Source organism: Photobacterium proteolyticum, from assembly GCF_001939735.1.
In the GTDB taxonomy this organism is placed as follows: domain Bacteria; phylum Pseudomonadota; class Gammaproteobacteria; order Enterobacterales; family Vibrionaceae; genus Photobacterium; species Photobacterium proteolyticum.
Map to the genome: position 1 here is coordinate 25,743 of NZ_MJIL01000084.1, position 23,744 is coordinate 49,486.

Consider the following 23,744-nt stretch of genomic DNA (forward strand, 5'->3'; position numbering starts at 1 on the left):
CAAAATCGACCATACTTAAACCGTTAAGCGAGAAATCATTACGCAATAGTGGAGGCTCTCGGTATGTTTTTGAAAGAGGCGCGGACTGGAGATTTAGTCGATGTTGTAGATATGGCATCACTGATTAATCCTTTCTCACAGAATGTCACTGTTCAGTTCCAATCAGGGGAAGATCTTGCCGATCCTGTCGCAATCGACAAACAAGAGCTGGCTTTCCCTTCAGGGGAGGAGCTTCCCGAATGCTGGTTAAATGGCTATTACCGCTTCCAGCATAAATAACAACCCAACTCGCCACCTGCTACGGGTAACTTTGTTCGGCACGGTGGCGAGATGCTCTACTCCCAGTACTTCATCTTGTACTCCCACCTAACACCCTGCTAAAGCAAATCAGATTCACAGCCGTATTGTTATATTTTCAAATTCACAATGAAATGTGGCTAAGTGATTCAAACTTTTGATAAATTTTATCTGAAGAGTTAGTTAATACAACTTTGTTGTGCAAAAATCATACAGGCCAGTAGGCTCATATCAATAAAGGAATAATATGAAAATACAAGAGATACACCTCGCCTCTCGTCCGGAAGGAATACCAACAGCAGATAGCTTTTCTCTAGTAAACAGGGAAGCCCCGGCAATCAAAGACGGTGAAGTACTGGTCAAGAACCTTTGGATGTCGGTCGACCCCTACATGCGTGGCAGAATGAGAGATCTACCCAGCTATATCCCTCCATTCGAGCTCGGCAAAACTCTTGAAGGTGGTGCCATTGGCGAAGTGATCGACTCCCGCAACCCTCAATTTCCGATCGGTACCAAAGTGAGCACCATGCTTGGATGGCGCAGCCACTATATTAGCGCCGGAAGCGAGTTAACTCCGCTCCCGGCGACCCCCTTCCTCTGCAAAGCTTTCTCGGTATCATGGGAATGCCGGGGATGACAGCCTGGTCGGGCTTATTCTACATCGCAAATCTGCAGCCTACGGATACCGTTTTTGTTTCGGCGGCCTCCGGTGCTGTCGGCAGTGCTGCCTGCCAGATAGCCAAGTTGCACGGCTGTACTGTCATAGGATCGGTAGGATCAGACAAGAAAGCGAGCTTTCTCAAGGAGATGGGAATCGACGCTGTCATCAACTACAAATCTGAGGCGAATTTATCTGACGCCCTCGCCGCTGTTGCCCCACAAGGAATAGATGTCTACTTTGACAATGTTGGCGGCGTACATCTTGAAGCCGCGCTGGATAACATGAACAACTTTGGCCGGATCACGGCCTGTGGCATGATTTCAAACTACAACGACGCCGAGCCTCAATCAGGGCCAAAAAACCTCATCAAGCTCATTGGCAAGAAACTTAAAATGCAGGGCTTTATTGTCACTGATCACTGGGAGCACTACTCCGAGTTTGCACAACAGATGGGAAAATGGATTGCCGAAGGCAAGATTAAGTGGGAAGAAACCGTATTTGAAGGTTTAGACAAAGCACCCGATGCCTTTATCGGGCTGTTCGAGGGAAAAAACACCGGCAAAATGCTAGTAAAACTGTAACCACACCGCCACAGTTACCCTCCTGGGAACCTAGCCTCTCACAGGCTAGGTTTTCGTAGTAAATAGCGATAATCGCTGAGCCATTTGGGTCGTTAAACGGTTAATGGCTTCCGACAACGCTTTGACTTGTGCATCGTACCCGTCTCGCTCCAACGGTACTTGAAAAGCAAACGGGTAGACCCCCTGCAGTGCGCCTTTCGCATCAAGTAACAACCACTCACCGCTAACCTTGGCGACCCCGGAGTAATGGCCATTAAACTGATTCACTTTTACTTGAAGCCTCGGCACTCCCATTGTTGATAAGGCTGGCGTTAGCTCCGTCGGCCAATACTTGGATTGCTTCTGGCGAAGGTCGTTGTTTATTCTGCGTGTCAGTTGTTCGCTGATACTTTCAGCCCACAAGTTTTGTTGCGCCTGTACTACCTCGGTGTCACTAAGCTGATAAACCAGCCCAGTGCCTGACAAGTGCTCGGCCATTTCCACCGGGCGAACCACCAGCAAAGGCTGATTTGTAGCAATCGCAGACGTGACAGTCTGATTTCCGGAAGGTAGCAGATAAGTATTGCTGACAGCTTCAGGCTGACTGCTGCAACCAACAAGGAGTCCTCCCAAAATAATTAACCAGTTGCGCATTACTTAATCCCCCCGACGGGAATAGGATCTTTGGCCTTTTCTCCCGAAAATATCAACGAATTTGGCTTGTCATTTATCTGCCGCAATACAGGCTGAAGCTCTGTCATCACCTGCTCAAATCGTGCTAAAGCCTGTTCCAGATTACGGTACGGCTCGGCGTCAGGCCCAAAACCATCTAAGGTATTCTGAATTTGCTGCAGGCTGTTACGGACTTCGCTGGGAATAGCCTGGGTGTCCTGGTTTGCCAAAATCACAGCCAGCTCGTTCGCCATTTTCTCAGTAGCGAGCAACGTTTTCTGCGAAGCGTTCAGGCTGTTATTCAAGCTTTCCAGGGTATCTTCAACCGGCAGGTTATTTATCTTGCTTAAAATAGCGCTAATTTGTTTTTGAATTTGAGCAAACCCACCAGCCTTGGTCGGAAAAATATCATACCTTCCATAGCGAGGTAATTCAGGTAGCGTTTCTTCCGGATAGAGTTCAGTATCAACCAGCAGTGCCCCTGTTAACAGGTTGCCGGTCTTCAAAGAGGCACGGAGCCCGGCCTTAAATTCTCGTTCAAGATTCTCTTTCAGCTGTGGCAAACTATCAACATCGACATGTTCGTATATTCGCCCCAATTCGATGCGAACCAAGACCGGGATCTGCTTACTTGCAAACCCGCTCACAGCCCGTGGCAGTTCCAGCGGGACTTTCCTCACCGTCCCAATGCGAATACCCCGGTACTCAACAGGAGCACCTGAATTTAAGCCTCGAACGGATTCGTCAAACAACATGACGTATTCGAGATATTCATCAAAAAAGCGCTCCCTGACCTGCTTGAGGTTGTTGTAGAGCCGAAACCGGCTCAACTCCTTAGTGATCAACTCACCCGGCTCATTGCCTCTTGGCACCCTGAAGCTGACCCCACCGGTGATCAGAGACTCGATCGAACCTATCTTAAAGTTGAATCCTTCTGCAGACATCTGCAAATCCACGCCGGATGTTAACCAAAAACGGGTTCGCTTGCGGATAAGACTGTTATAGGGCTCGAAGATAAACAGCTGGTAATTGGCTTTCTTGGCCTCTGGATCAAAGGTTATTTTCTCTACCCGCCCGACCGTAAAACCTTCATACAATACCGGATCACCCACCCCAAGCTTACCGGCTTCGTTATGATAAAGAACCAGCCGGATCCCCTTGGCATCGGGTGGAGCAACAGGCGGCACTTCCAACACGGTAAACTCAAGTTTTTCCTTTTTTGCAACGCCCGGTTGCAATTGGACATAGGCACCTGAGAGTAACGTTTCAAGCCCGGATACCCCCTCTTTACCAATTCTAGGTTTTACCACCCAAAACAAAGTGTCTTCTTTGAGCATACGAGCGGCATCTTTGTCTATCTGCGCTGTGGCGATAATGGCACTGTAGTCATCATTTAAGCTCACATCCGTAATAACCCCGACCCTGACATTGAGTGCTTTAACCTCCGTTTTTCCAACCTCGATCCCCTCGGCAGTACTCAACAACAAGGTAACTTCCGGCCCCTTGCTCATCATATATTGAGCAATCATCCAAATGCCGATTCCCAGCGCAATCACCGGAACAAGCCAGATAGAAGAAATCTGCTTGATATCCTGGACTTCTGCTTTTTCCTGCTTGTTATCCGTCATAGTTGGCTTCTCTTTACTATTGATTACCACTGCCTTGTCTTATGATGCCTGCTCGTGATTCTTCGAAGAGGCAGTCGGCCCTTCTTCTGTCCAGAAGATCCTCGGGTCAAAGGTCATTGCCGACAACATGGTTAAAATAACAACACTGGCAAAAGACAGTGCTGCCGGTCCCGGAAAAATTGCCATCAAATTCTGTAGTTGCACCAAAGCCACCAGAATGGCGACAACAAAAATATCAATCATTGACCAGCGCCCAATCAACTCCGTGATCCGATAGAGCCTTAATCGCTGAATAGCCTGCCGACCGCCAGTGGATCCGACAGACTGTGCCTTCATGTACAGCCAGAATAATGCGAAAATCTTGGCAAGCGGAATAATAATGCTAGCCAGGAAAATAACTCCAGCAATCGGATACGAGCCTAACTGCCACAGCAGAACAACCCCCTCCATGATGGTAGAGCCCTCCGAGTTACCGAGACTTACAGTGAACATCATCGGGTACAAGTTGGCAGGCACAAAAAAGACAACGGCTGCGATTAATAATGCCCAACTTCGTTGCAGGCTCTGCTGAGGATGATAAGGATGCAAGGTACTATGACAACGAGCACAGCGCGCATGTGAAGTCACTGGCATCGCATTAAGCTGGGCACAGGTATGGCAACTAACATGATTGGCCGATTGATGACTATCACCAACCTTTAGCCCGGGCAAAGGCAACATAGGGGCAAACTGCAACCATAACCAGGTTCTGTCTACCATGGACACACATTTCACAACCAGCAGCGTATAGAAACAAAACGCCCAAAACGACATTCCAAGGCCAATGTCAGCCAATGATGCGATCTTTATCAGGCTAACCAGCACCCCGATGAGAAAAACATCCACCATCAGCCAGGGCTCAATAACCGTCATACCCCGACATAAACGCTTTTCGAACATGCGAACTGACCTTGTCCCGGCAGATAAAGACAGCTTTTTCGCAACCCAGTAGAGATACAACACGATGGTGATATAAACAGCAGGCAAAATGACCACCGTCAGCAAGAGCAAAGCAGCCAGTAAACTATTTTGGAAACTGCTGAGCATTTTCGCAGCATGAAGCAGAGTGATCTCCTGGGTGATCCCCTGCACACTGAACGACATAAACGGAAAGCTGACACTGAGCACCAGCATAACCAAACAGGCGATACCGTAAGATAACGGCCGCTGAAAAGGCTGGCTGATATATTTTGCCAATGTGTGGCCGCAACGTGGACAACAGGCTTTCTGCCCGTCAGTTAATACAGGCAGTTCTGTCACCAAGCCGCACTCCTCACAACCGACCAGCACTTTAGATGGCTGTTGCTTGCTCATTATCTGCCTTTATCTTTACACTTATCCACTGAGTATAGAAAATCTCAGGAAAATACCTGTACAAAATTGAGATAAAGCCTTGATATAAAGCTGATAGATGCAGAATCCAGTACGCTTTCTATATGGCGGTACTTAGACGGAAAATAAGAACCTCCCAAGTGGGAGGTTAAGTTAAGCAAGATAAAGTGAACGTCTAGTTACTACGAAGCTCATATGAGCAAATCTACTTATGGATGGATCAAGTGGTTTATTCGCCTAATAACACTACTATTCACAGTATAGTTAACAATCCATGACCTTATTAAATACGTGGTTATATATTTGACCTTTACAGATTTAACGATTGAAAGGCTAAATCTGTTTTCGCTGCACAGATAAAATCATTTTTATGCAGCCCTTTTACTGAATGGCTCCACCAGCAAACCGTCACTTTCCCCCACTCCAGCGTAATGGCCGGGTGATGAAACTCTTCTTCGGCAAGCGCCGCCACTTTGTCGGCAAAAACCCAGGCCAGTTTGAAGTTCTTGAACTTATAGGTTCGCTCCAGCTGCTTAATCCCTTCCCTGCTAAGCACGTCCCACTGAGGAATATTCTGAGACAGCTCAATCATCTCACGCTCGGTGACCATCGGGGCACCAACCTGGCAGGCTTCACATTTCAACTCATGTAATTCAGACATAGTCTCCCACAATCTCCTTATTCTTCGGTGGAAACATAGGCTCATGCAAGCCTAGTGATTTAGCCTCTAACACCATACTCATAATGTCTTTCTGGGCCAGTTCATAAAGTTGGTCAATGCTATCGAGCACAAAATATATCGGTTGCATAATATCGATACGGTAAGGCGTACGCATAATATCAACCGGATCAAACGGGCGGTAAACAGGCTTGTCACTGGTTACCGCATATTCTGTTTCACCGGGTGACGATAAAATTCCCCCGCCGTAAATGCGCAAGTTGTTATCCCGTCTAAGCAGGCCAAACTCAACCGTAAACCAATACAGACGAGCAAGATAGACACGCTCTTCTTTGCTGGCTTCATACCCCAGCCTACCATAGGTGTGGGTAAACTCGGCAAAAGCCGGGTTAGTCAGCATGGCACAATGGCCAAATATCTCGTGGAAAAAATCAGGCTCCTGGAGATAATCGAACTCTTCGCGACGCCGTAAGAAAGTGGCAACAGGAAACTGCTTGTTAGACAGCATACTGAAGAAACGATCAAAATTGATCAATGCCGGCACCTCGACACACTCCCATCCGGTTGTTGATCGCAGCACCTGATTGATTTCTTCTAGTTGCGGTACCCGATCCAGAGGCAAATCGAGCAAATCCAGCCCTTTAATGTATTCATCACAGGCCCGGCCATCAATACTATTGAGCTGTCGAATTACCAAATCATGCCAGATTTGATCTTCTTCCGCATTCCAGTCAATAAAGCCATTTTCATCCGGCTTCTTCGATACATATTTGTTCGCTACACCCATAAAATAACCTACTTTGTCTGTTCGCCTCTCCTTGGCAATCTTCAATTATTCCCGTCTTCAATTTCGAATTTCCTCTATCTTCATTAAGGTTAGGTGCTTTCATGATGGCTATGAAACCACTGAAAGGAAAACATACCCACGCACAGGTGTAACATTTTTTTTACATTATTTTTTAGGGCACTTGCTCGAAGCTGAGCTTGCATTTTCAAAATATAGCTTTAGTTAATAGATGGTTATGTAAAATCATCGGCACACTCGAGCAGATAAAATAATCCGGATTTAGTTGCTTGTTCGTCCTTGCTCAGCCAGAGTTAATATATTGAGTTAACAAAACATTAACTTTAAGGATAAGGCAATGCGACATTGGTTTCAGTTTCCAATCATTGAGGGAAAAGCATCCCGCCAGGCTCACTGTGATTTGCCCGAAGGGACCTTTGAACGTGAATGTGGCAAGGAAGGCTTTTTTGGCCCGGCCAGCCATATGTATCACGCCAACCCGCCAACAGGCTGGACACAATGGGAAGGCCCGCTTCGTCCCCGCGCTATTGATACAACCAAGCTGAAGCAACCGGGTACATCACCCTGGGATGCATCATTATTGCTATTCAACAACAACCTAAAGATGCGGGTATGGAACAGCAAACACAGCATGGATCATCTGGTGCGCAATGGTGACGGCGACGAAGTCCTGTTCATTCACCAGGGCCGCGGACAGCTATTCTGTGACTATGGCCACCTCTCGTTCCGCGACGGCGACTATATCGTGATCCCCCGGGCGACAAGCTGGCGTATCGAGATTGAAGAGCCAGTATCCATGCTGCTCATCGAGGCCACAAACAGCGGCTACCAAATGGCAGAGCGCGGCCTGGTCGGCCAGCACGCGGTGTACGATCCGGCAATTTTGGAGTATGCCCGTATTGATGACGCTTTCTTGGCCCAGCAAAGCACGGAGCAGCAATGGCAGGTGAAACTGAAAGCCCGCAACCAGCTCAATACCATCACTTACCCGTTTAACCCTCTGGATGCACAAGGCTGGAAGGGTAACCTGACTGTTTTCAAGCTTAACTGGCGTGATATCCGGCCTTTGATGAGCCACCGCTATCACCTGCCCCCTTCGGCACATACCACCTTTGTCGCCAACGGCTTTGTGATCTGCACCTTTGTACCCCGGCCGATCGAAAGTGATCCCAAGGCATTGAAAGTGCCCTTTTACCACAACAATGATGACTATGACGAAGTGCTGTTCTATCACCGAGGTAACTTCTTCAGCCGCGATAATATCGAGGCCGGCATGATCACCCACCACCCTTGCGGCTTTTCCCATGGCCCACACCCCAAGGCGCTGGCCAGCAGCATGGAAAACCCGAAAAAGGAAACCGATGAGGTTGCAGTGATGATTGACACCCGGTGGCCGCTGGAAATCGCCGATTTACCTGAAGACGTTGAAAATAAAGACTATGTTTATTCATGGTTAAACAAGAAATAAGCCATTGACGCCAGTGATAGCAACGATTAACCCGATTAAATAATTTACATTGTAAATAAGGAGTCGAGAGTGAAACTAGCTTCTTTAAACCATGGCCGAGACGGGCAACTCATTGTTGTCTCTCGTGATTTAATCCAAGCCGTGCATGCGCATGACATTGCACCCACCTTGCAATTTGCTCTCGACAACTGGGATCAGGTTGAAGGCGATCTTCAGCACCTGTACCGCAACCTCAATGACGGTACCGCCCATGATGTCTTCCCGTTCAATCCCAAGCTTTGCGCCTCGCCACTTCCCCGTGCCTACCAATGGGCTGACGGCAGTGCCTATGTCAATCATGTCGAGCTAGTGCGCAAGGCCCGCGGCGCAGAAATGCCAGAAAGCTTCTGGACCGATCCGCTGGTCTATCAGGGCATGTCTGATGCTTTCCTAACCCCAACCCAAGATATCGACGTCACCGACGAAAACTGGGGCATTGATTTCGAGGCCGAGATCGCCATTGTCACCAATGATGTCGACATGGGGATCCGGACCGAGGAAGTACACGGGCACATCAAATTGCTGATGCTGGTCAATGATGTCTCGCTTCGCAATCTGATCCCTGCCGAATTGGCTAAGGGCTTTGGTTTCTTCCAGTCAAAACCGGCCTCGGCTTTCTCTCCGGTAGCGGTCACCCCGGACGAATTGGGCGACAACTGGCATGACTATAAGGTTCACCATCGCCTGACGGTTCATCACAATGGTGTTTTGTTCGGTCAGCCCCACGCCGGAACAGATATGACGTTCAACTTTGCCGAACTGGTTCAGCATGTTGCCAAAAGTCGTCCGCTAAGTGCCGGGACAATTATCGGCTCCGGCACCGTTTCGAACAAAGACAGTTCCAGCGGCTCTTGCTGTCTTGCCGAGCGCCGTATGCTAGAGATCATCGACAACGGAGTCGCCGAAACACCTTTCATGCGCTTTGGTGATACGGTCAGAATCGAAATGTTCGACGACAGCGGCCAGTCTATTTTTGGGGCAATTGAACAGAAAGTGGCGCGTTATGAACATCGCTACCATGATGAAGACCTCAACCATCACAGACCAAGCTGAGCGGGGAAATCATGAAGCTTTATGACTATTATCGTTCTTCCGCTTCCTACCGGGTACGCATTGCCCTCAATCTTAAAGGACTGACCTATGAGCATTGCCCGGTTTCGTTGTTGGATAACGAGCAGCGCAGCACCAGTTACACGTCACTTAATCCCAGCGCCCTGGTTCCGAGCCTCGAGTCAGACAGAGGACTACTAGGTCAGTCGATTGCCATTATGGAGTACCTGGAAGACTGTTACCCCGAACCCGCGATCTTGCCGAGTTCTCGCTGGGAGAAAGCCAAGTGCCGTGAAATATCGCTGGCGATTGCCTGTGATATTCACCCACTGAACAACCTGCGAGTCCTGAACTTCCTTCACAGTGAGTTCGGGGTGCACCAAAACGAGAAAATGATTTGGTATCACCATTGGCTCAGCCAGGGATTTCAAACCCTTGAAACGCTGCTAGGCAACAGTACCCATCATTTTTGCTGTGGCGATACGCCAACCATGGCCGATATCTGTCTGCTCCCCCAAATCTACAACGCACGGCGCTTTGGGTTTGATGTTGGCCCCTACCCTACCCTGCAGCGCATTGAGCAGCACTGCCTGCATCTCGATGCGTTCGTCCGTGCCCACCCTGACGCCCAAAGTGAACAAGGAACTTCCTGATGACAGATAACGGTGATGATCCTACTTTTCAGGTTAATTCGACGGCTCATCCACAAATGATGTGGATGCCTGAGAAAGATCGCATTCATGACAGCCTGCTGTACCAGTTCATGGTGGATCTAAGCGAAAAAAAGAACACCTTGTACCATGATTACAACCAGCTTCATCACTGGACCATCGAACACAGCGAAGAATTTTGGGATATGCTGTGGGACTTCTGTGACGTCAGGGGTGAAAAAAAACCACCTATCACCCAATGCCCCGCTAACAGCCAGTTGCCGGCAAAAGAAACCCAATGGTTTCCTCATGCAAGCCTCAACTTTACCGAGAATTTACTAAAAAACTGGAATCTTCACGCCGCTGCCGATGCCATTATCTTCCATTGCGAAGGAGATCCAGAGCGGCGCCAGCATCTCAGCTGGCAACAGCTATACCGCCAGACTTCGCAAGTTGCCGCTTTCATGGCTGAAAACGGGGTTAAACAAGGCGACGTCGTAGCTGCCTATATTCCCAATATTCCCCAGGCAATCATAGCGATGCTGGCTACGGCTTCACTGGGGGCAATATGGACGTCAACGTCGCCGGACTTTGGCGTGGAGAGTGTTGTCGAGCGATTTGGCCAGACAAAGCCCAAGCTATTGATCTGTACCGATGGCTACTTCTACAACGGGAAAACGCACAACAGTCTGAATAAAGTCAGTGCGATGCTGGAGAAACTCCCCAGTGTTAAGCAATTGCTGATCATCCCTTATACAGAAGGCAGCAAGACAAAAGATGACAATACAATAGAAAATGAAAGGGGCACCGTTTCTCGGTCTTCTGGTTCTCGATCTTCTGGCCAGCAACCGGTAACTACAACGTGGTGGGATGAAATGCTCGAGCAATACCCGGCATGCCCCCTTTCTTTCACTCCGGTACCGTTCAATCATCCGCTGTATATCCTCTATTCTTCGGGAACAACAGGAAAACCCAAGTGCATCGTCCATAGCACCGGCGGGACCTTGCTCAACCACCTCAAAGAGCATCAGTTACACTGCAACCTCAAATCGGGAGACCGGCTGTTTTACTTCACCACCTGCGGCTGGATGATGTGGAACTGGATGGTCAGCGGTCTGGCATCCGGCGCCAGTCTTGTGATTTATGATGGCTCGCCCTTCTTTCCTGATGGCAATGTATTGTGGGATATGGCCGAACAGGAATCGGTTACTCTGTTCGGCACATCGGCGAAATACCTCGAAGCGCTGGAAAAGCAAGGCTATCAGCCGACATCAAACCATGATTTATCATCACTCACTACCTTATGCTCGACCGGTTCAGTACTGGCTCCCGAGCAGTTCGACTACGTCTATCAATCGATAAAATCCGATTTACAGCTCGCGTCTATTTCAGGCGGCACTGACATCTGCGGCTGTTTTGCCATCGGGAATCCCCTCAACCCTGTCTATCGGGGAGAATGCCAAGGACGAGCGCTGGGTATGGATGTACAGGTATTTGATGATAACGGCCGTTCACTGTTCCAGCAGCAGGGGGAGCTGGTTTGTTGCAACAGCTTTCCCAACCAACCGATCGGTTTTTGGAATGACGAAGATGGCAGCCGCTATCACAAGGCCTATTGGCATACCTTTCCCAACACCTGGCACCATGGTGATTTTGTCTCGCTGAGCGAAACAGGCGGAATGACCTTCTACGGCCGCTCTGATGCCATATTAAACCCTGGTGGAGTGCGAATTGGTACCGCCGAGATCTATCGTCAGGTAAACCCTCTCGAAGAGATCACCGATTCAGTGGTTATCGGCCAACACTGGCACAATGATGTTCGGGTGGTACTCTTTGTCCAGCTAGCAGAGGAATGCGAACTGGATGATGAACTAAAGGCAACGATTTGCCAGCGGATCAGACAGCATTGTTCGCCGCGCCATGTACCGGCTGTCATACTGGCGGTTAACGATATTCCCCGCACTAAATCCGGCAAACTGGTCGAGCTGGCCGTGCGCAACATCGTCCATCACCAACCAGTCAAGAATGTCGGGGCACTGGCAAACCCGCAAGCTCTTGAACAGTATAAAAATCACCCAGAGTTACAAGATGAAGCAAATTAAGTTGTCCAATCTGGCTCAGATAGGTTTATAGAATGATATGATGCCTTCATCAGGCTACAAGGAGAACTGTTACCCAAATGAAGCGCATTCCAACCAACATTATCACCGGCTTTTTAGGTGCCGGAAAAACGACTTCCATACTTTCTCTGCTGGCGCGTAAGCCAGAAAATGAAAAGTGGGCGATTCTAATCAACGAGTTTGGCAATATCGGCGTTGATGGTGCGATTCTTGACCAACAAGGCGCTATCGTGAAAGAAGTACCGGGTGGTTGCATGTGCTGTGTAGCAGGCTTACCGATGTCCGTTGGCATTAATGCTCTCTTGGCACAAAAGCCTGATCGTCTGCTGCTAGAGCCGACCGGTCTTGGCCACCCGAAGGAAGTGATCGCCAAGCTCACTTCTGAGAGCTACCGTAACTATATCGACCTGAAGGCAACCATTACTGTTGTCGATCCGCGTCATTTTTCCGATACCCAGTATACCGACAACCAAAACTTCCAGGATCAACTGGCGCTGGCTGATGTTGTTGTCGCTAACAAAATAGACCAGTGCGCTAACGAAGATCTGGCTGCTTTTGATGCATTTACTGCCAAATTCGATCCTGCAAAAGCCGCCATTGGCAAAGTTGAACAAGGTCAGCTTGACCTCGACTGGCTGGCTATCGAGCGAACTGAGCGTCAGGCACAGCACAGCCATCATCACCACAGTCACGGCGAAGCCGCGCCATTGGAAGAGTTTGAACTGGCTCCCGGCGAAACCTTTGCCCGTCGCGAAAACAGCGGCCAGGGCTATCGCAGCTGCGGCTGGTTCTTCGCCGCCGATCAAGTTTTCGACTTTTCTAAACTCTTTACCCTGCTTTCCAATGTCAACGCCCAGCGTGTCAAAGCCGTGGTTAATACAGAACGTGGCTGCTTTGCCTTCAACGTGGTCAACCAGGTCGTCTCAGTCAACGAGCTATCGCTGAACGGCTTCGAGTCACGGATAGAATTTATCGACAAAGAAGCACTACCGTGGGATGAGCTAGAGGAGATCCTGTGCTCTTTGGTCACGGCTCAATCATGATTTGCGACTCAAGATTTTGAATTTCATGCTAATAATGAGTATGGATAGCATTAGAATTGCAGTCGAACAGAATTAATTTGTCCATTGAAAGGCCCTGTTTGGCAATGGACCTAATCACAAGCAAGGAGCAAATATGCTAAACCCTGCTACTGCGAAAGCAGTCATTGATCATGCGCTATTCCTCGGTGCTGACTTTGCTGAACTCTTCGTTGAGCATCACCAGTCCAGTTCCGTCGAGCTTATCTCCGGCGACATTGACAAGGTAAACTCAGGTATCGACTTCGGTATCGGGATTCGCTTGTTCTTCGGTTATAAAGTGCTGTACGGCTACACCAACAGTACTGATGAAGAAGAGCTCAAGCGTGTTACCGGGCTGCTGGCAGCCAAGGACAAGCGAGACCAGATTGCCAATGCGGCAGCCTTGAACCTCAGCCGCTATAGCAACAAACACCAATGCCAACTGCCACTGGCACAAGGGGCCAACCTTGAAGCAAAAATCGCTTTCCTGAGAGACACAGATCAAGCTGCCCGTGGCGAAGACGAAAAGATATCTCAATTCATCGGTCGCATTCTGCAGCGCGAGCAGCAGATCGAGATCTTTAACTCAACCGGCCTGCATATCGGCGACACACGCCACTATACACGCGTCGCTGCTACAGCTATTGCCCAGAACGGCAGTGAGCAATCGACAGGCTTTGAAGCACCTGGCGCCCTGACAGGCTGGGAATTCAATACCCGCCTTGATGCACGTGAATTGGGCCAGCACGTTGCCAAGCAGGCCATGGTGAAGTTGTTTGCCGATAACTGCCCATCCGGCGAGATGCCCGTTATCATCGGTAACGGCTTTGGTGGCGTGATATTCCACGAAGCCTGTGGTCACCTGCTTGAAACAACATCGGTTGCCAAGAAAGCCTCGGTATTCCACGACAAGATGGGCGAAATGATCGCCAACCCTGTCGTCAATGCTGTAGATGACGGCACCATGACCAACGAATGGGGCTCTATCAATATTGATGACGAGGGCATGGAGACTCAACGCACTCAGCTTATCAAAGACGGCAAGTTAACCAGCTTTATGGTTGACCACATGGGCTCGCTCAAAACGGGTTATGAACCAACAGGTTCCGGCCGTCGTGAATCGTACAAGTTCGCCCCGACATCACGGATGCGCAATACCTTCATTGAGCCAGGCGAGAGTTCGCTGGACGAGATGATCAGCAGCGTCGAACACGGTATTTTTGCCAAGAAGATGGGCGGCGGCTCGGTTCAGCCGGGTACCGGCGAATTCAACTTCGCCGTGCAGGAAGCCTACCTGATTGAAAATGGCCAAATCACCAAACCACTGAAATCAGCCACGCTGATCAGCACCGGGCCAAAAGTGCTGAAAGAGATCAGCATGGTGGGCAAGGACTTCGAACTGGCAGCCGGTATGTGTGGCTCTGTCAGCGGTTCGGTGCCGACAACAGTGGGACAACCGGCTCTGAAAGTCGACAATATTCTTGTGGGGGGTGGCAACTAATGGCCGATCAAAACAAACTTCAACAGGCAATTGATCAGGTTCTGGAGCGAGCCAAAGCAGCCGGTGCCGAAGCCGACGTCATTGCCAACCGCAGCAATAACTTTTCACTGAAAGCCAACGCCGGTGAGCTTGATGAATACAAGGTAACGTCAGGCCAGGTTATTGGCGTTCGTATCGTGAAAGACCAGCGTATTGCGACCTGTTATTCAGAGTCATTGGAGCCTGCCAGCCTGGATACCATGGTGGAACAGGCATTGCAAAACGCCCTGTACACCAAGCAGGACGAACACCAGACGATCAGCTGTATCAACAGCCAGTTAACCACTGACGTTGCCGAAATCTATCAACAGGACGAAGCAACTGTTGATGACAAAATAGCCCTTGCCCTGTCACTGGAAAGCGGCGTTGTTTCCAAGCCTAACGCCAAAACCGCTCCTTACAACGGCTTCGGTGAGTCAGATAGCCAGGTCATTATTGCTAACACCCAGGGAACCTTGTGTCAGCACCAGGAGCGTTCGACCTATTGTTATGCCTATACCCTTTACGAACATAATGACAAGCAGTCAATGCACGGTGGCATGTCATCGGGCCGACGCTTTGACGAACTCGATCCTAACTATTGTATTAACCACGGCTACGAGACGGCCAAAGCGCTGTTAGATGGAACTCCCGTTACCACCGGCAACTACTCGGTGATTTTTGATCTCAGCTGCCTGAGCAGCCTGTTTGGTGCATTTGGTATGTGCCTGTCGGGCCAGTCAGCAATGAAAGGCATCAACCCATGGCGCGAGGCCCTGCACCAACAGGTAGCCAGCCCATTGCTAACCGTGTCTGATATTGCATACATTAAGGGGGGCTCAGCTATCAAAGCCTTTGATAGCGAAGGTTATGCAACCAGAGATACTATCTTGATCGGCGAAGGCCAGCTACAGAGCCTGCTTCATAATAGCCACACAGCGAGCTTCTTCGGTATCGACAACACCGCAAATGCCTCGCGGTCGGCGAAAGGCGGACTGGGGGTATCATCCCGCCATACGGTAATTGCAGCCGGTACCAGTTCGGAAGCAGAAATCACTGCTGGCGAGTACCTGGAGCTGGTTGAACTTCAAGGTGTCCACTCAGGAGCCGATGCTGTCAGCGGTGACTTCTCGTTTGGTGCCAGCGGCTTCCTCTGCCGTGATGGCAAGCGTATTCAGCCAGTCCGTGGCATTACCGTCGCAGGCAATTTCTACCAGCTTCTGAAAGAAATTGATGCTGTCGGCAATACCCTAACCCACGACTACGAACGTGATTTCTTTGCCCCTCAAATTCGCTTTAACAAGCTAAGCATTGCTGGCAAATAAAAGCCGATAATACTAGAAGCTGACGCGAATGCGTGGCGTCAAAAATACCAATGGCGAGCCTGAGCTCGCCATTCTTTTCATTATTCGTTATTGCTAACCAATCGCTTTGTCCGGATCAATCTGATAGTAAGTATTGACACTTGCACTTGCCAGTTCAGGCTCAAGGTACTCTCTTATACTCTCAATAGAATCCGCTTCCCACATGCATTGACATATTTGTTGCTGTTCACTGACCAAGGTTGAATGGAGCCGCATCCCAGATGGCGGATGGGTTAATGCCCCGCTGGCTTTTTGCCAGAATAACTCAGGATCAGTGATTTCATGTTGAATCGCAATAAACATATCCCGCTCCCTTAGTTCTATGCAAAGTATAGCGAGGAATAAGCAAAGTGGTTTAAACCAAATCATGATTTAACGATAAGGTGTTGGATCAATATTCTCAGCATTTAGACTTAATCCACGCTCAATAACTAGCTCTTTATGTTTAGCCAGATTGACGACATCAACCTCGATATAGCGTTTATACCTCATCGAATAAAAGCACTTAATAATGGGTTGAAGTAGCGATGACTCATTGGACTCCCAGACAATACCGGCTCGCCCGTCTGAAAGTTCGACAAGAGAGCCAACCGGGTAGACACCAATATTCCAGATAAACTTGTCTAACAAGTCACCATCTAATTGATGCGGCGTCATCGAACGGAGGATTTTAAACGCTGCAGCGGGGCTAAGAGGCTCTTTGTAACAACGGACTGCGGTTAATGCATCATAGATATCGACAATTGCACTCATTCTCCCGACTAAAGAGATCTCATCGCCAGTCAAACCTTTGGGATAACCGCTACCATTAAGCTTTTCATGATGAAGCAGGCTAACCTGACGACTCATCTCTGACAACCCGGGTATACTGGCGATGATGGGCTCTGACAATGTTTGATGCTGCTTTATATGTTCAAACTCCTCATCCGTCAGCCGACCCGGTTTATGCAGAATATCATCATCAATTTGGGTTTTACCTACATCATGCAATAAACCGCCAATAGCTAGCTGTTTTAGGATATGTTTATTAAACCCTAAATATCGGCCAAAATTTACTAGCAAAAATGCGACATTTAATGAGTGTTCGAGTAAATAGGTATCTTTATTGCGTATTGCCGATACACATTGGATCGCATCCGGATTACTTAGAATAGAACAAACAATATTGTCTGATAGCTCCGCAACAGGGCGAACATCAATATTCTTCCCTTGATATAAATTATCTATCGTTTTGCTCAACAGATCCTTTGACTGTGTCACAATGGACTCCGCCCGTTTCAGCTCGACTTCAAAAGATGTGGTTTTTAATAGCTTTGTGTTGAACTGATTTATGCTAGGAATATAGTTTTTGAGATCCGATTGGTTAAAATCGACCCAAACGACTTTTATACCATTTGCTCTAATTTGAGATATTTGTTTCTCTGTATGGATTCTTCCCGGATGATTAACCCGAAGGCGTCCCTTGGCATTTTCTAGTTCTACGACAAAAAGACCTTGGCAAATATCTTCGACTTTAACTGCTTGTATCATTATTCCCCCATCCCTGAGTGGTCTTATATAATTAATACATAACAAAGTATGGATTGATGTTACTTTCATTAAAAAACAAGAATTTATAGTTGAGTTGCTTTCCACTCAACATTTCATTAAGTGAACTCTATTTTGTTTTTATTCGCTTCTTTACTCATTTTTTCTAAATAATCAATAACCAAACTTCCCGCCTCTTCCATTTTGGCCAATAAAGTAAAAGCATCATCGATTTTCTCATTCTTGAACGCCTCTATCGCTTTAGCACCAAAATAATGGGTATCAATATGAGGCTTTTCCAATAACTTATAGCTTGATAGGTGAGAGAAGAATGCTTTACCGTTACCTTTATAATACCACTGACCAAGTCTGCAGTGGCAATGGTCAACCAATTGGTTAGCATCTAAACGTGTCTCGCGAATACGCTTGTAAATGTCTATTTTCCATGAGACATGATCTAACTTAACCAAATGAATGAAGAGCTGAATGTAACTGTCTCTCACCACCTTATGGAGTGTGTTTGCGTTACCGACAAATTGGGAAACCATGTCTACAAGTGTATTAAGCTTTTCCCCTAACAGGGAAAAATCATTCATCACATCGTTTACACCTTGTTGACAAGATGATGTATTTACACCAACATCTTTGATATGCTGTGCTGAATTGCGAGCTGTCTGCGCGAGTACCCTCACTTCATCCGCCACCACGGCAAAGCCACGTCCGTAGTCCCCCGCACGAGCTGATTCAATAGCAGCATTTAGCGCAAGCAAATTTGTCTGCTCTGAAATACTGTCTATCGAAACAATATATTTTGTGATTTCATCGGCATTTAACGTAAGCAGATCAACCTGATCTCCCACTCCGTTAACACGATCTTTTGTTGCAAGTAACGTAGCCTGGAAGCTTCTTAATAATTCAATACCATCCCGGGTTTCTTTCTCGTATGAATCTAAGAAAAATTTCGTGTTCTCCACAGACTCTGATATATTCTTCCTTATAACCTCAAGCGGATGCGCGGTATCTAACACCCTAGAGAATAACCCCTCATAGTAATATCTTTTTTTTATTTCATTGGTGACATCACTTTTTAAGGCATCAATCTTATGCTTAAGTTCATCACGCTGGTTATTGCATCGATCGAGTTCACTTTTTAGAGTCTCTATCTGAAACTCATAATTCCTAACATCACTGTCAAACAGAACTGAAAACATGAATAGTCATCCTTATAATAATTCGTTACAGTTTTAGCAGCCAAAACAAAACAAATTATTAATATTAAAGATAGCAATAAACTGCCTGCACAATATAACAGCAAGCTAGTTATTATCATTCAATAATTTGAATCATTGTTCTACTAAAGCTATTGATAACAATAGCAAAACATATCTATAATATATACTTATATTATAGATATGCCGACATTCTTTCGTTTTTTGTACATTATTATCGAATTCTAATATCTTGTTGTCATTATTTCCATAATTAGTATTTACAAAATAAAATATCATACAATTACTCAGTCTTATTTCTCTTTAATGTATCTTTAGGATATTCATGGAACAGCTCGAAATACTCACCACTAAACCGCCCTGGGTTTTCGATATTCAATTTATTCAGAGTCTGTCCGACAGACGAACTACCAAACTTCCTTTCAAACTCAAACCGAGCAAAATTCAACCTCGCCATCAATAAATATTGCTTTGGCGAAATAGACAGAACCTTCTTAAAAGCATATTCTAGCGTTCTCGTACTACAAAAACAGTTTCTTGCGAGATCACCTACTTCAAGTTTTGATTTGATATTTAGGTTGATATAAGCAAAGGCACGCAGAATGATGACAAACCGCTTATCATAAACCAAACTCGACTCTGTATAAATATCAGACTTATTAAGCAATAACTTGACATTTTTAAATATATAATCCTGAACTAGAAGGCTCATTTCAGGTGAAATAAAAATATTATACCTCAATGAATATTCAATGATGTTAATAACTCTTTTTGAAATCAGCTGGATTTTTGGCAATATTACTTTTCTATTTCTAATTTCACTCGATAACTTAATTATATGGCTAACTTCTTCTTCCCCTAGCACATCTACCAAGTATCTTTTCTTGATCAATAGGACAAAGACTTCGACACCGGGAGGTAAAACAGAAACAATTTCCTCGTTCGGTGCCACAATAAAAACATCATCATAGCCTAGCTTTACTCCATTTACAGTGATAGCATCATCTCTATTAAAGAAAGCTATATATAGATAATCACTAGTACATACGCCATGGTAAAGCACTTTATTATTGGTTATTTCCTTTGATGCTTCTAATTTCGGAAAGCTCAATACATACCTTGATGCTTTAAACTCTCCTCTAGATAGCTGGCATACAACCTGATTTAATGGATCACATGAAAGGCTATATTGTTCTATTGAGTCATAAGTTAAATGCCGTATTTTTACCATATACTCCAAGTTCTTCTATTGTCTTATAAAAGTAATTGGTAATTGTATTAATCACTTCTCTTCCAAATGATAGTAAATAGATGTCCCATTAGTTTTTTTTGCTTGGTACATAGCTTTGTCTACTAACTTTATACCCATATCCAGATCCAAGTTATTCATATCAAAAACACCAACGCCTATACTTGCGTTAACATTAAGCAAGAACTCTCTTGTTTTTACTCTTTCAGAAAATACATTTCTTATCTTATTTGTCATTGAGCTTATTACTGAGCTTTTTAGTCCTGTAAATACCATAACAAATTCATCACCACCAAATCTTGCTATACAATCATCATCTCTTATGCAGTTTTTTAGTCGATGTGCGACAGTCACAAGAACTTCATCACCAACTGAATGTCCTAAAGTATCATTAAGCTTTTTAAAGTGGTCAATATCGATATAGAATATAACAACAACCCCGTCAATACTTACATTGTCATCTAATATTTTAGTCAATTTATCTTTGAATATTCGTCTATTCGGTAACTTGGTCAGAGGATCAATGTTCGCTTCTATCCACAGTTTTTCTTTATCTAACTCACGCACTCTTAAATCTCTCACAATGGCGACAAAACAATCAGAACCATTGTAATGACCAATAGAGATATTAATTTCAACAGGAATCGAAGATTTATCTTTTTTCAAATGTGTCGATTCTATTGTGATACTTTTTCTTCTCTCAACCAACTCGGCAATTTCATTCCATCGCCCTATTACTCCATTTGTACAGTCAATCTGAGAAAACCTCATCCTCAACATTTCATTATAGGTATATTGCAATCGGCTAAATGCATTCCGGTTGCACCCAATAATTTTCATTGAAACTGGGTTGATTATATATATGGCATCATCAGTATTAAATAATAAGGATCGAAATGTAGTGTCATCATTTTTAAACATAGATAAAAATGAACTTGCTAATTTTTTTGTTATTTTTTTCACATGCTGATTTACACCAAATTTTTCAGAACTGCGGTAGCTACTTACGTTTCTTGCAAAGAGGAAGTTCACATATACAGCGATAGCGAAGATAAGCCTGATAATGTCCATCGGAAGCTTATATGCAACAGCATGCTTTGCTTTTTTCTCATAAAATAATCCGTCATTACCATTTTCCCAGAGAAAAAGCTTACTGACTTTCATATTAAAAATCTCCTCTCGCTATTTGTACTTTTACTAAATTATCATTTTTACCCCATAAAAATTTCTCTATCTCACTTATCTGTCTATATCAGACAGATTATTCATCATACATATTTAATTGGAAAATCGGTATTACCTTAAAGACCTCTCTTATATATGTATGATAAATTTTATGTAAGATTATTAATATGCCTTTTCAGTTTATTGATAAATATAACTGCTAAAGTTAGGTTTATAAACAGAACAGACGACAAATTGCGTATATTGTACATTTCACAATATGCAATTTATTTTATCTTTTAATGTTAGTGTGTTGCGGACGTGTCGATAATGAGCACGTAGTTTTGAAAGGACGGGCAGGTAAGCTGTTTTTCCAACGTTATCGATAGCAAACTAACGCTAGGCGATAACAAATTTCCACCTGTTATCAAATACTCTCATTGCATAGTTCATCAAGGAAAACCCTAACAATTGTATGCATGTAATGCATATTAAAGAGAAAGCCTTCATGAGGCTTTCTCTTTAATTCTGAAAAAAGCGTTACTTTTCAAGAATTATCGGGATGCTAATCCACTGTTTCTGAGCTGCACTTTCAGCTGCAAGCGATGGCTGATCAAACAACCCTGATAGTCTATTACCCGCAACATCTTCTAAGATGGGATCAATAAATAACTGATACTGTTTTTTGTCCCACGCTATATCCGGATAAAATAGCCACATTTTTTCGTGTTCTGAAAGCTCAATACTCCCTGCAACAGTTTGCCCCTTCTTATCTTTCACTCTGATACGATATGCCAGCGAAACATGATCCATCTTGCCATTAAGCTCAATAGCCAACGCTTCGCTTGAGCCCATATTAGGGTTATGAATAATCCACTTATCCACATCAGGCACTTCATAATCAGCTTCAACGGCTTTAAAAGGCTTCCGGTATTCCTGTTCTAATTGACAACCTTCAGTGTCTACCGCTGTAGTATTGATAACCAACTGATAGTCTTCACCGGGTATCAGAGCCCGTCCCATCGCATTATGAGCAACCAGACCTGTTTTCACTCGACCCGGGTCAAACAGTAATGTCAGGCGTGAACTGTCTATACTCCAGAGTGAAAATTTGTTATCCAAAAACACACCTTGCAGCCTTTTTCCCTCCTTATCTTCTAAATAGACTGAAGATAAAATATCCTCACGCTGCATTGGCTTAGAGAAATACACATAAAACCGAAGCAGGTTCTCAGGAAGCCTATCAGCCGTCGGATAGACTGCTGATACATGTGCTTTCTCTGCTGCTGGCTCGCAGGTTGAAGCAATAGCCGTAGATGAACAAATACTTAGCCCAATAGCCAGACTAAACAGATAAGCTACTCTCATATTCCCCTCCTTTAACGAGCCAGGTCGCTATATCCTGCATCGGTTTTCAATAGGTTCTGAAAGTTCCGGAACATTTCCTGCTCAGGAATATATTTATAGTTGGAGAAGTTATACTCACTGATAAAGTCATTCAGACGGAAGTATGCCCCTTTGCGGAACGAAACCAAGTCCATGTCACCCGTCACCAGATTTCTTTTTAATGTGGCGATGAACTGTTCATCCTGATCAGCAGCCTGAAGCACACCCGCCAGCGGTACCGGGCGCGTGGCGACACCGGCTTTAGCCCACATCTCAGGCGTAGAGAGACCTTGCTGCTTATTAGCATTTGCGATATCTGCTACACGTATTAAATCAGCGCTGCGCTCTTTATGTAATACCAGCACATAATCTTCCATCTTCTGTTGTTCATTCTGAGCTGTAAAATGAACGACATCCAACGGCGTATTGCCATAGCCCAGCTCTGCAATAGTTTTGCCTTTTACGTGAGCACCATCGTTAAGTTTGCTTGTCGGTATCGTCACTAATGGAGTACAGGTATAAGCAGCGACAACAGTTTCTTCTCCATCCAAATCCAATACTGTCATCGCCCGAATCGGTGCTCTTGTCTCAGTCTGGTTATGGACGGTGTGATAAATCTCAACATGTGAAGTGGTCGAAGATTTATCAAAAGGGTATGGAATCTTTCGCAACGTAGAAGAAAACTCACCCGTGGACAAGCTGGATACGTAGAGTGAACCATTCACATAATCCAGATCGGTTATTCCTAATGTTGATGCAGGAATATCACGCCAGAACTTCACACCGTCGTTTGCCGTTTTGGTCAATTTCTTTACCGTATTCGGCAGTGACTTCAAATCTACTTTGGTGATTACTCCAGCCTGGTTGACACGAATAATAACAGGCGTCCGCTTTCCCTTTTGTTGAATCGACAAAGAAATATAGGCTTCTTTACTGACCGGATGAATCGCAATGTCATGATAGTTCAGTAAATGGCTATCCACTCCCAGCAACTTGGCGATTTGAGTGCCAGCCCCCTCAAGGTTATAACTCATTGACGTTTTCGCCGATTTTACATCTGGCAAGGTATAGGCAAATATCTGCCCGCCGTCAGAGTCGGCCACAAACAATGTGTTGTTCTCTGCAAACTCAAGAATGCTTGCTGATACAGGCTGAGCCCCGGCAATGGCTGTCTGGCTGGCAGTACCCAAAGAGAGTGCTGCTATCACGTTGAGTGCAAGTACATTTAACTTCTTCATAGTCACC

At 45.8% G+C, this 23,744-nt stretch carries 22 protein-coding genes and 1 pseudogene; 10 read left to right on the forward strand and 13 right to left on the reverse strand.

The annotated features are described in order from the left end of the window. Positions 1 to 63: 63 nt before the first annotated feature. From BIT28_RS16515 to BIT28_RS29995, 3 genes are all read left to right on the forward strand, one after another. A complete protein-coding gene (locus BIT28_RS16515) occupies positions 64 to 279 on the forward strand; it encodes an acetyltransferase (protein ID WP_075765693.1) in 216 nt (71 codons plus the stop codon). Positions 280 to 544: 265 nt separating this feature from the next. Further along, a complete protein-coding gene (locus BIT28_RS29990) occupies positions 545 to 934 on the forward strand; it encodes a hypothetical protein (RefSeq protein WP_245823720.1) in 390 nt (129 codons plus the stop codon). Further along, positions 931 to 1,539, forward strand: a complete 609-nt coding sequence (locus BIT28_RS29995) for an MDR family NADP-dependent oxidoreductase (protein ID WP_245823721.1) — start codon at positions 931 to 933, stop codon at positions 1,537 to 1,539. Before BIT28_RS29990 ends, BIT28_RS29995 begins: the two co-directional genes overlap by 4 nt. Before the next feature lie 45 nt (positions 1,540 to 1,584). Here BIT28_RS29995 and BIT28_RS16525 read toward each other — a convergent pair whose 3' ends face one another. The 5 genes from BIT28_RS16525 to phhA all read right to left on the reverse strand — a co-directional run bounded on the left by BIT28_RS16525 (position 1,585) and on the right by phhA (position 6,655). Then, positions 1,585 to 2,172 carry a PqiC family protein gene (locus tag BIT28_RS16525; RefSeq protein ID WP_075765695.1) on the reverse strand — a complete coding sequence of 196 codons (588 nt, stop codon included), beginning with the start codon at positions 2,170 to 2,172 and terminating at the stop codon, positions 1,585 to 1,587. Next, positions 2,172 to 3,818, reverse strand: a complete 1,647-nt coding sequence (gene pqiB / locus BIT28_RS16530) for an intermembrane transport protein PqiB (protein WP_075765697.1) — start codon at positions 3,816 to 3,818, stop codon at positions 2,172 to 2,174. Before pqiB ends, BIT28_RS16525 begins: the two co-directional genes overlap by 1 nt. Before the next feature lie 39 nt (positions 3,819 to 3,857). Further along, positions 3,858 to 5,171 (reverse strand): paraquat-inducible protein A, encoded by a 1,314-nt coding sequence (locus tag BIT28_RS16535; protein WP_075765699.1) that lies wholly within the window; start codon positions 5,169 to 5,171, stop codon positions 3,858 to 3,860. Between the two features lie 328 nt (positions 5,172 to 5,499). Further along, positions 5,500 to 5,850 (reverse strand): 4a-hydroxytetrahydrobiopterin dehydratase, encoded by a 351-nt coding sequence (locus BIT28_RS16540; RefSeq protein ID WP_075765701.1) that lies wholly within the window; start codon positions 5,848 to 5,850, stop codon positions 5,500 to 5,502. Beyond that, a complete protein-coding gene (phhA, locus tag BIT28_RS16545; protein ID WP_075765703.1) occupies positions 5,843 to 6,655 on the reverse strand; it encodes a phenylalanine 4-monooxygenase in 813 nt (270 codons plus the stop codon). The genes BIT28_RS16540 and phhA overlap by 8 nt, the downstream gene beginning before the upstream one ends. A 355-nt stretch (positions 6,656 to 7,010) precedes the next feature. On the opposite strand from phhA, the gene BIT28_RS16550 reads away from it, so the two are divergent. From BIT28_RS16550 to BIT28_RS16580, 7 genes are all read left to right on the forward strand, one after another. Beyond that, positions 7,011 to 8,141: a homogentisate 1,2-dioxygenase gene (locus tag BIT28_RS16550; RefSeq protein WP_075765705.1), complete on the forward strand. Its 1,131-nt coding sequence runs from the start codon at positions 7,011 to 7,013 to the stop codon at positions 8,139 to 8,141. Positions 8,142 to 8,210: 69 nt separating this feature from the next. Continuing rightward, positions 8,211 to 9,233: a fumarylacetoacetate hydrolase family protein gene (locus BIT28_RS16555; RefSeq protein ID WP_075765707.1), complete on the forward strand. Its 1,023-nt coding sequence runs from the start codon at positions 8,211 to 8,213 to the stop codon at positions 9,231 to 9,233. Positions 9,234 to 9,244: 11 nt separating this feature from the next. Next, positions 9,245 to 9,883 carry a maleylacetoacetate isomerase gene (maiA, locus tag BIT28_RS16560; protein WP_075765709.1) on the forward strand — a complete coding sequence of 213 codons (639 nt, stop codon included), beginning with the start codon at positions 9,245 to 9,247 and terminating at the stop codon, positions 9,881 to 9,883. Continuing rightward, on the forward strand, positions 9,883 to 11,982 hold the full coding sequence (locus BIT28_RS16565) for an acetoacetate--CoA ligase (RefSeq protein ID WP_075765711.1): 2,100 nt from the start codon (positions 9,883 to 9,885) through the stop codon (positions 11,980 to 11,982). Before maiA ends, BIT28_RS16565 begins: the two co-directional genes overlap by 1 nt. Before the next feature lie 77 nt (positions 11,983 to 12,059). After that, positions 12,060 to 13,043, forward strand: a complete 984-nt coding sequence (locus tag BIT28_RS16570; RefSeq protein WP_075765713.1) for a CobW family GTP-binding protein — start codon at positions 12,060 to 12,062, stop codon at positions 13,041 to 13,043. 133 nt (positions 13,044 to 13,176) lie between these two features. Beyond that, positions 13,177 to 14,562, forward strand: a complete 1,386-nt coding sequence (locus BIT28_RS16575; RefSeq protein ID WP_075765715.1) for a TldD/PmbA family protein — start codon at positions 13,177 to 13,179, stop codon at positions 14,560 to 14,562. Beyond that, positions 14,562 to 15,905: a TldD/PmbA family protein gene (locus BIT28_RS16580; protein WP_075765717.1), complete on the forward strand. Its 1,344-nt coding sequence runs from the start codon at positions 14,562 to 14,564 to the stop codon at positions 15,903 to 15,905. The genes BIT28_RS16575 and BIT28_RS16580 overlap by 1 nt, the downstream gene beginning before the upstream one ends. Before the next feature lie 93 nt (positions 15,906 to 15,998). Here the strand turns inward: BIT28_RS16580 and BIT28_RS16585 are convergent, their stop codons facing one another. The 8 genes and pseudogenes from BIT28_RS16585 to BIT28_RS16615 form a co-directional block, all read right to left on the reverse strand. Next, complete coding sequence (locus BIT28_RS16585; RefSeq protein WP_075765719.1) at positions 15,999 to 16,247, reverse strand: hypothetical protein; 249 nt, start codon at positions 16,245 to 16,247, stop codon at positions 15,999 to 16,001. Between the two features lie 69 nt (positions 16,248 to 16,316). Then, entirely contained in the window at positions 16,317 to 17,474 is a 1,158-nt protein-coding gene (locus tag BIT28_RS16590; protein ID WP_075765721.1) for an HD-GYP domain-containing protein, read from the reverse strand. A gap of 116 nt (positions 17,475 to 17,590) precedes the next feature. After that, a complete protein-coding gene (locus BIT28_RS30390) occupies positions 17,591 to 18,067 on the reverse strand; it encodes a CZB domain-containing protein (protein WP_425439642.1) in 477 nt (158 codons plus the stop codon). Next, positions 18,068 to 18,682, reverse strand: a pseudogene (locus BIT28_RS30395) (methyl-accepting chemotaxis protein); the annotation flags it as partial. Between the two features lie 301 nt (positions 18,683 to 18,983). Beyond that, positions 18,984 to 19,931, reverse strand: coding sequence for a helix-turn-helix domain-containing protein (locus tag BIT28_RS16600; RefSeq protein WP_075765725.1), 948 nt, complete (start codon positions 19,929 to 19,931; stop codon positions 18,984 to 18,986). Positions 19,932 to 19,982: 51 nt separating this feature from the next. After that, on the reverse strand, positions 19,983 to 21,113 hold the full coding sequence (locus BIT28_RS16605) for a GGDEF domain-containing protein (RefSeq protein ID WP_075765727.1): 1,131 nt from the start codon (positions 21,111 to 21,113) through the stop codon (positions 19,983 to 19,985). Between the two features lie 540 nt (positions 21,114 to 21,653). Further along, complete coding sequence (locus tag BIT28_RS16610; protein WP_075765729.1) at positions 21,654 to 22,481, reverse strand: hypothetical protein; 828 nt, start codon at positions 22,479 to 22,481, stop codon at positions 21,654 to 21,656. A gap of 11 nt (positions 22,482 to 22,492) precedes the next feature. Next, the gene (locus tag BIT28_RS16615) at positions 22,493 to 23,737 is read right to left on the reverse strand and encodes a hypothetical protein (protein WP_075765731.1); all 1,245 of its coding nucleotides are present in this window, start codon (positions 23,735 to 23,737) and stop codon (positions 22,493 to 22,495) included. Positions 23,738 to 23,744 lie beyond the last annotated feature (7 nt).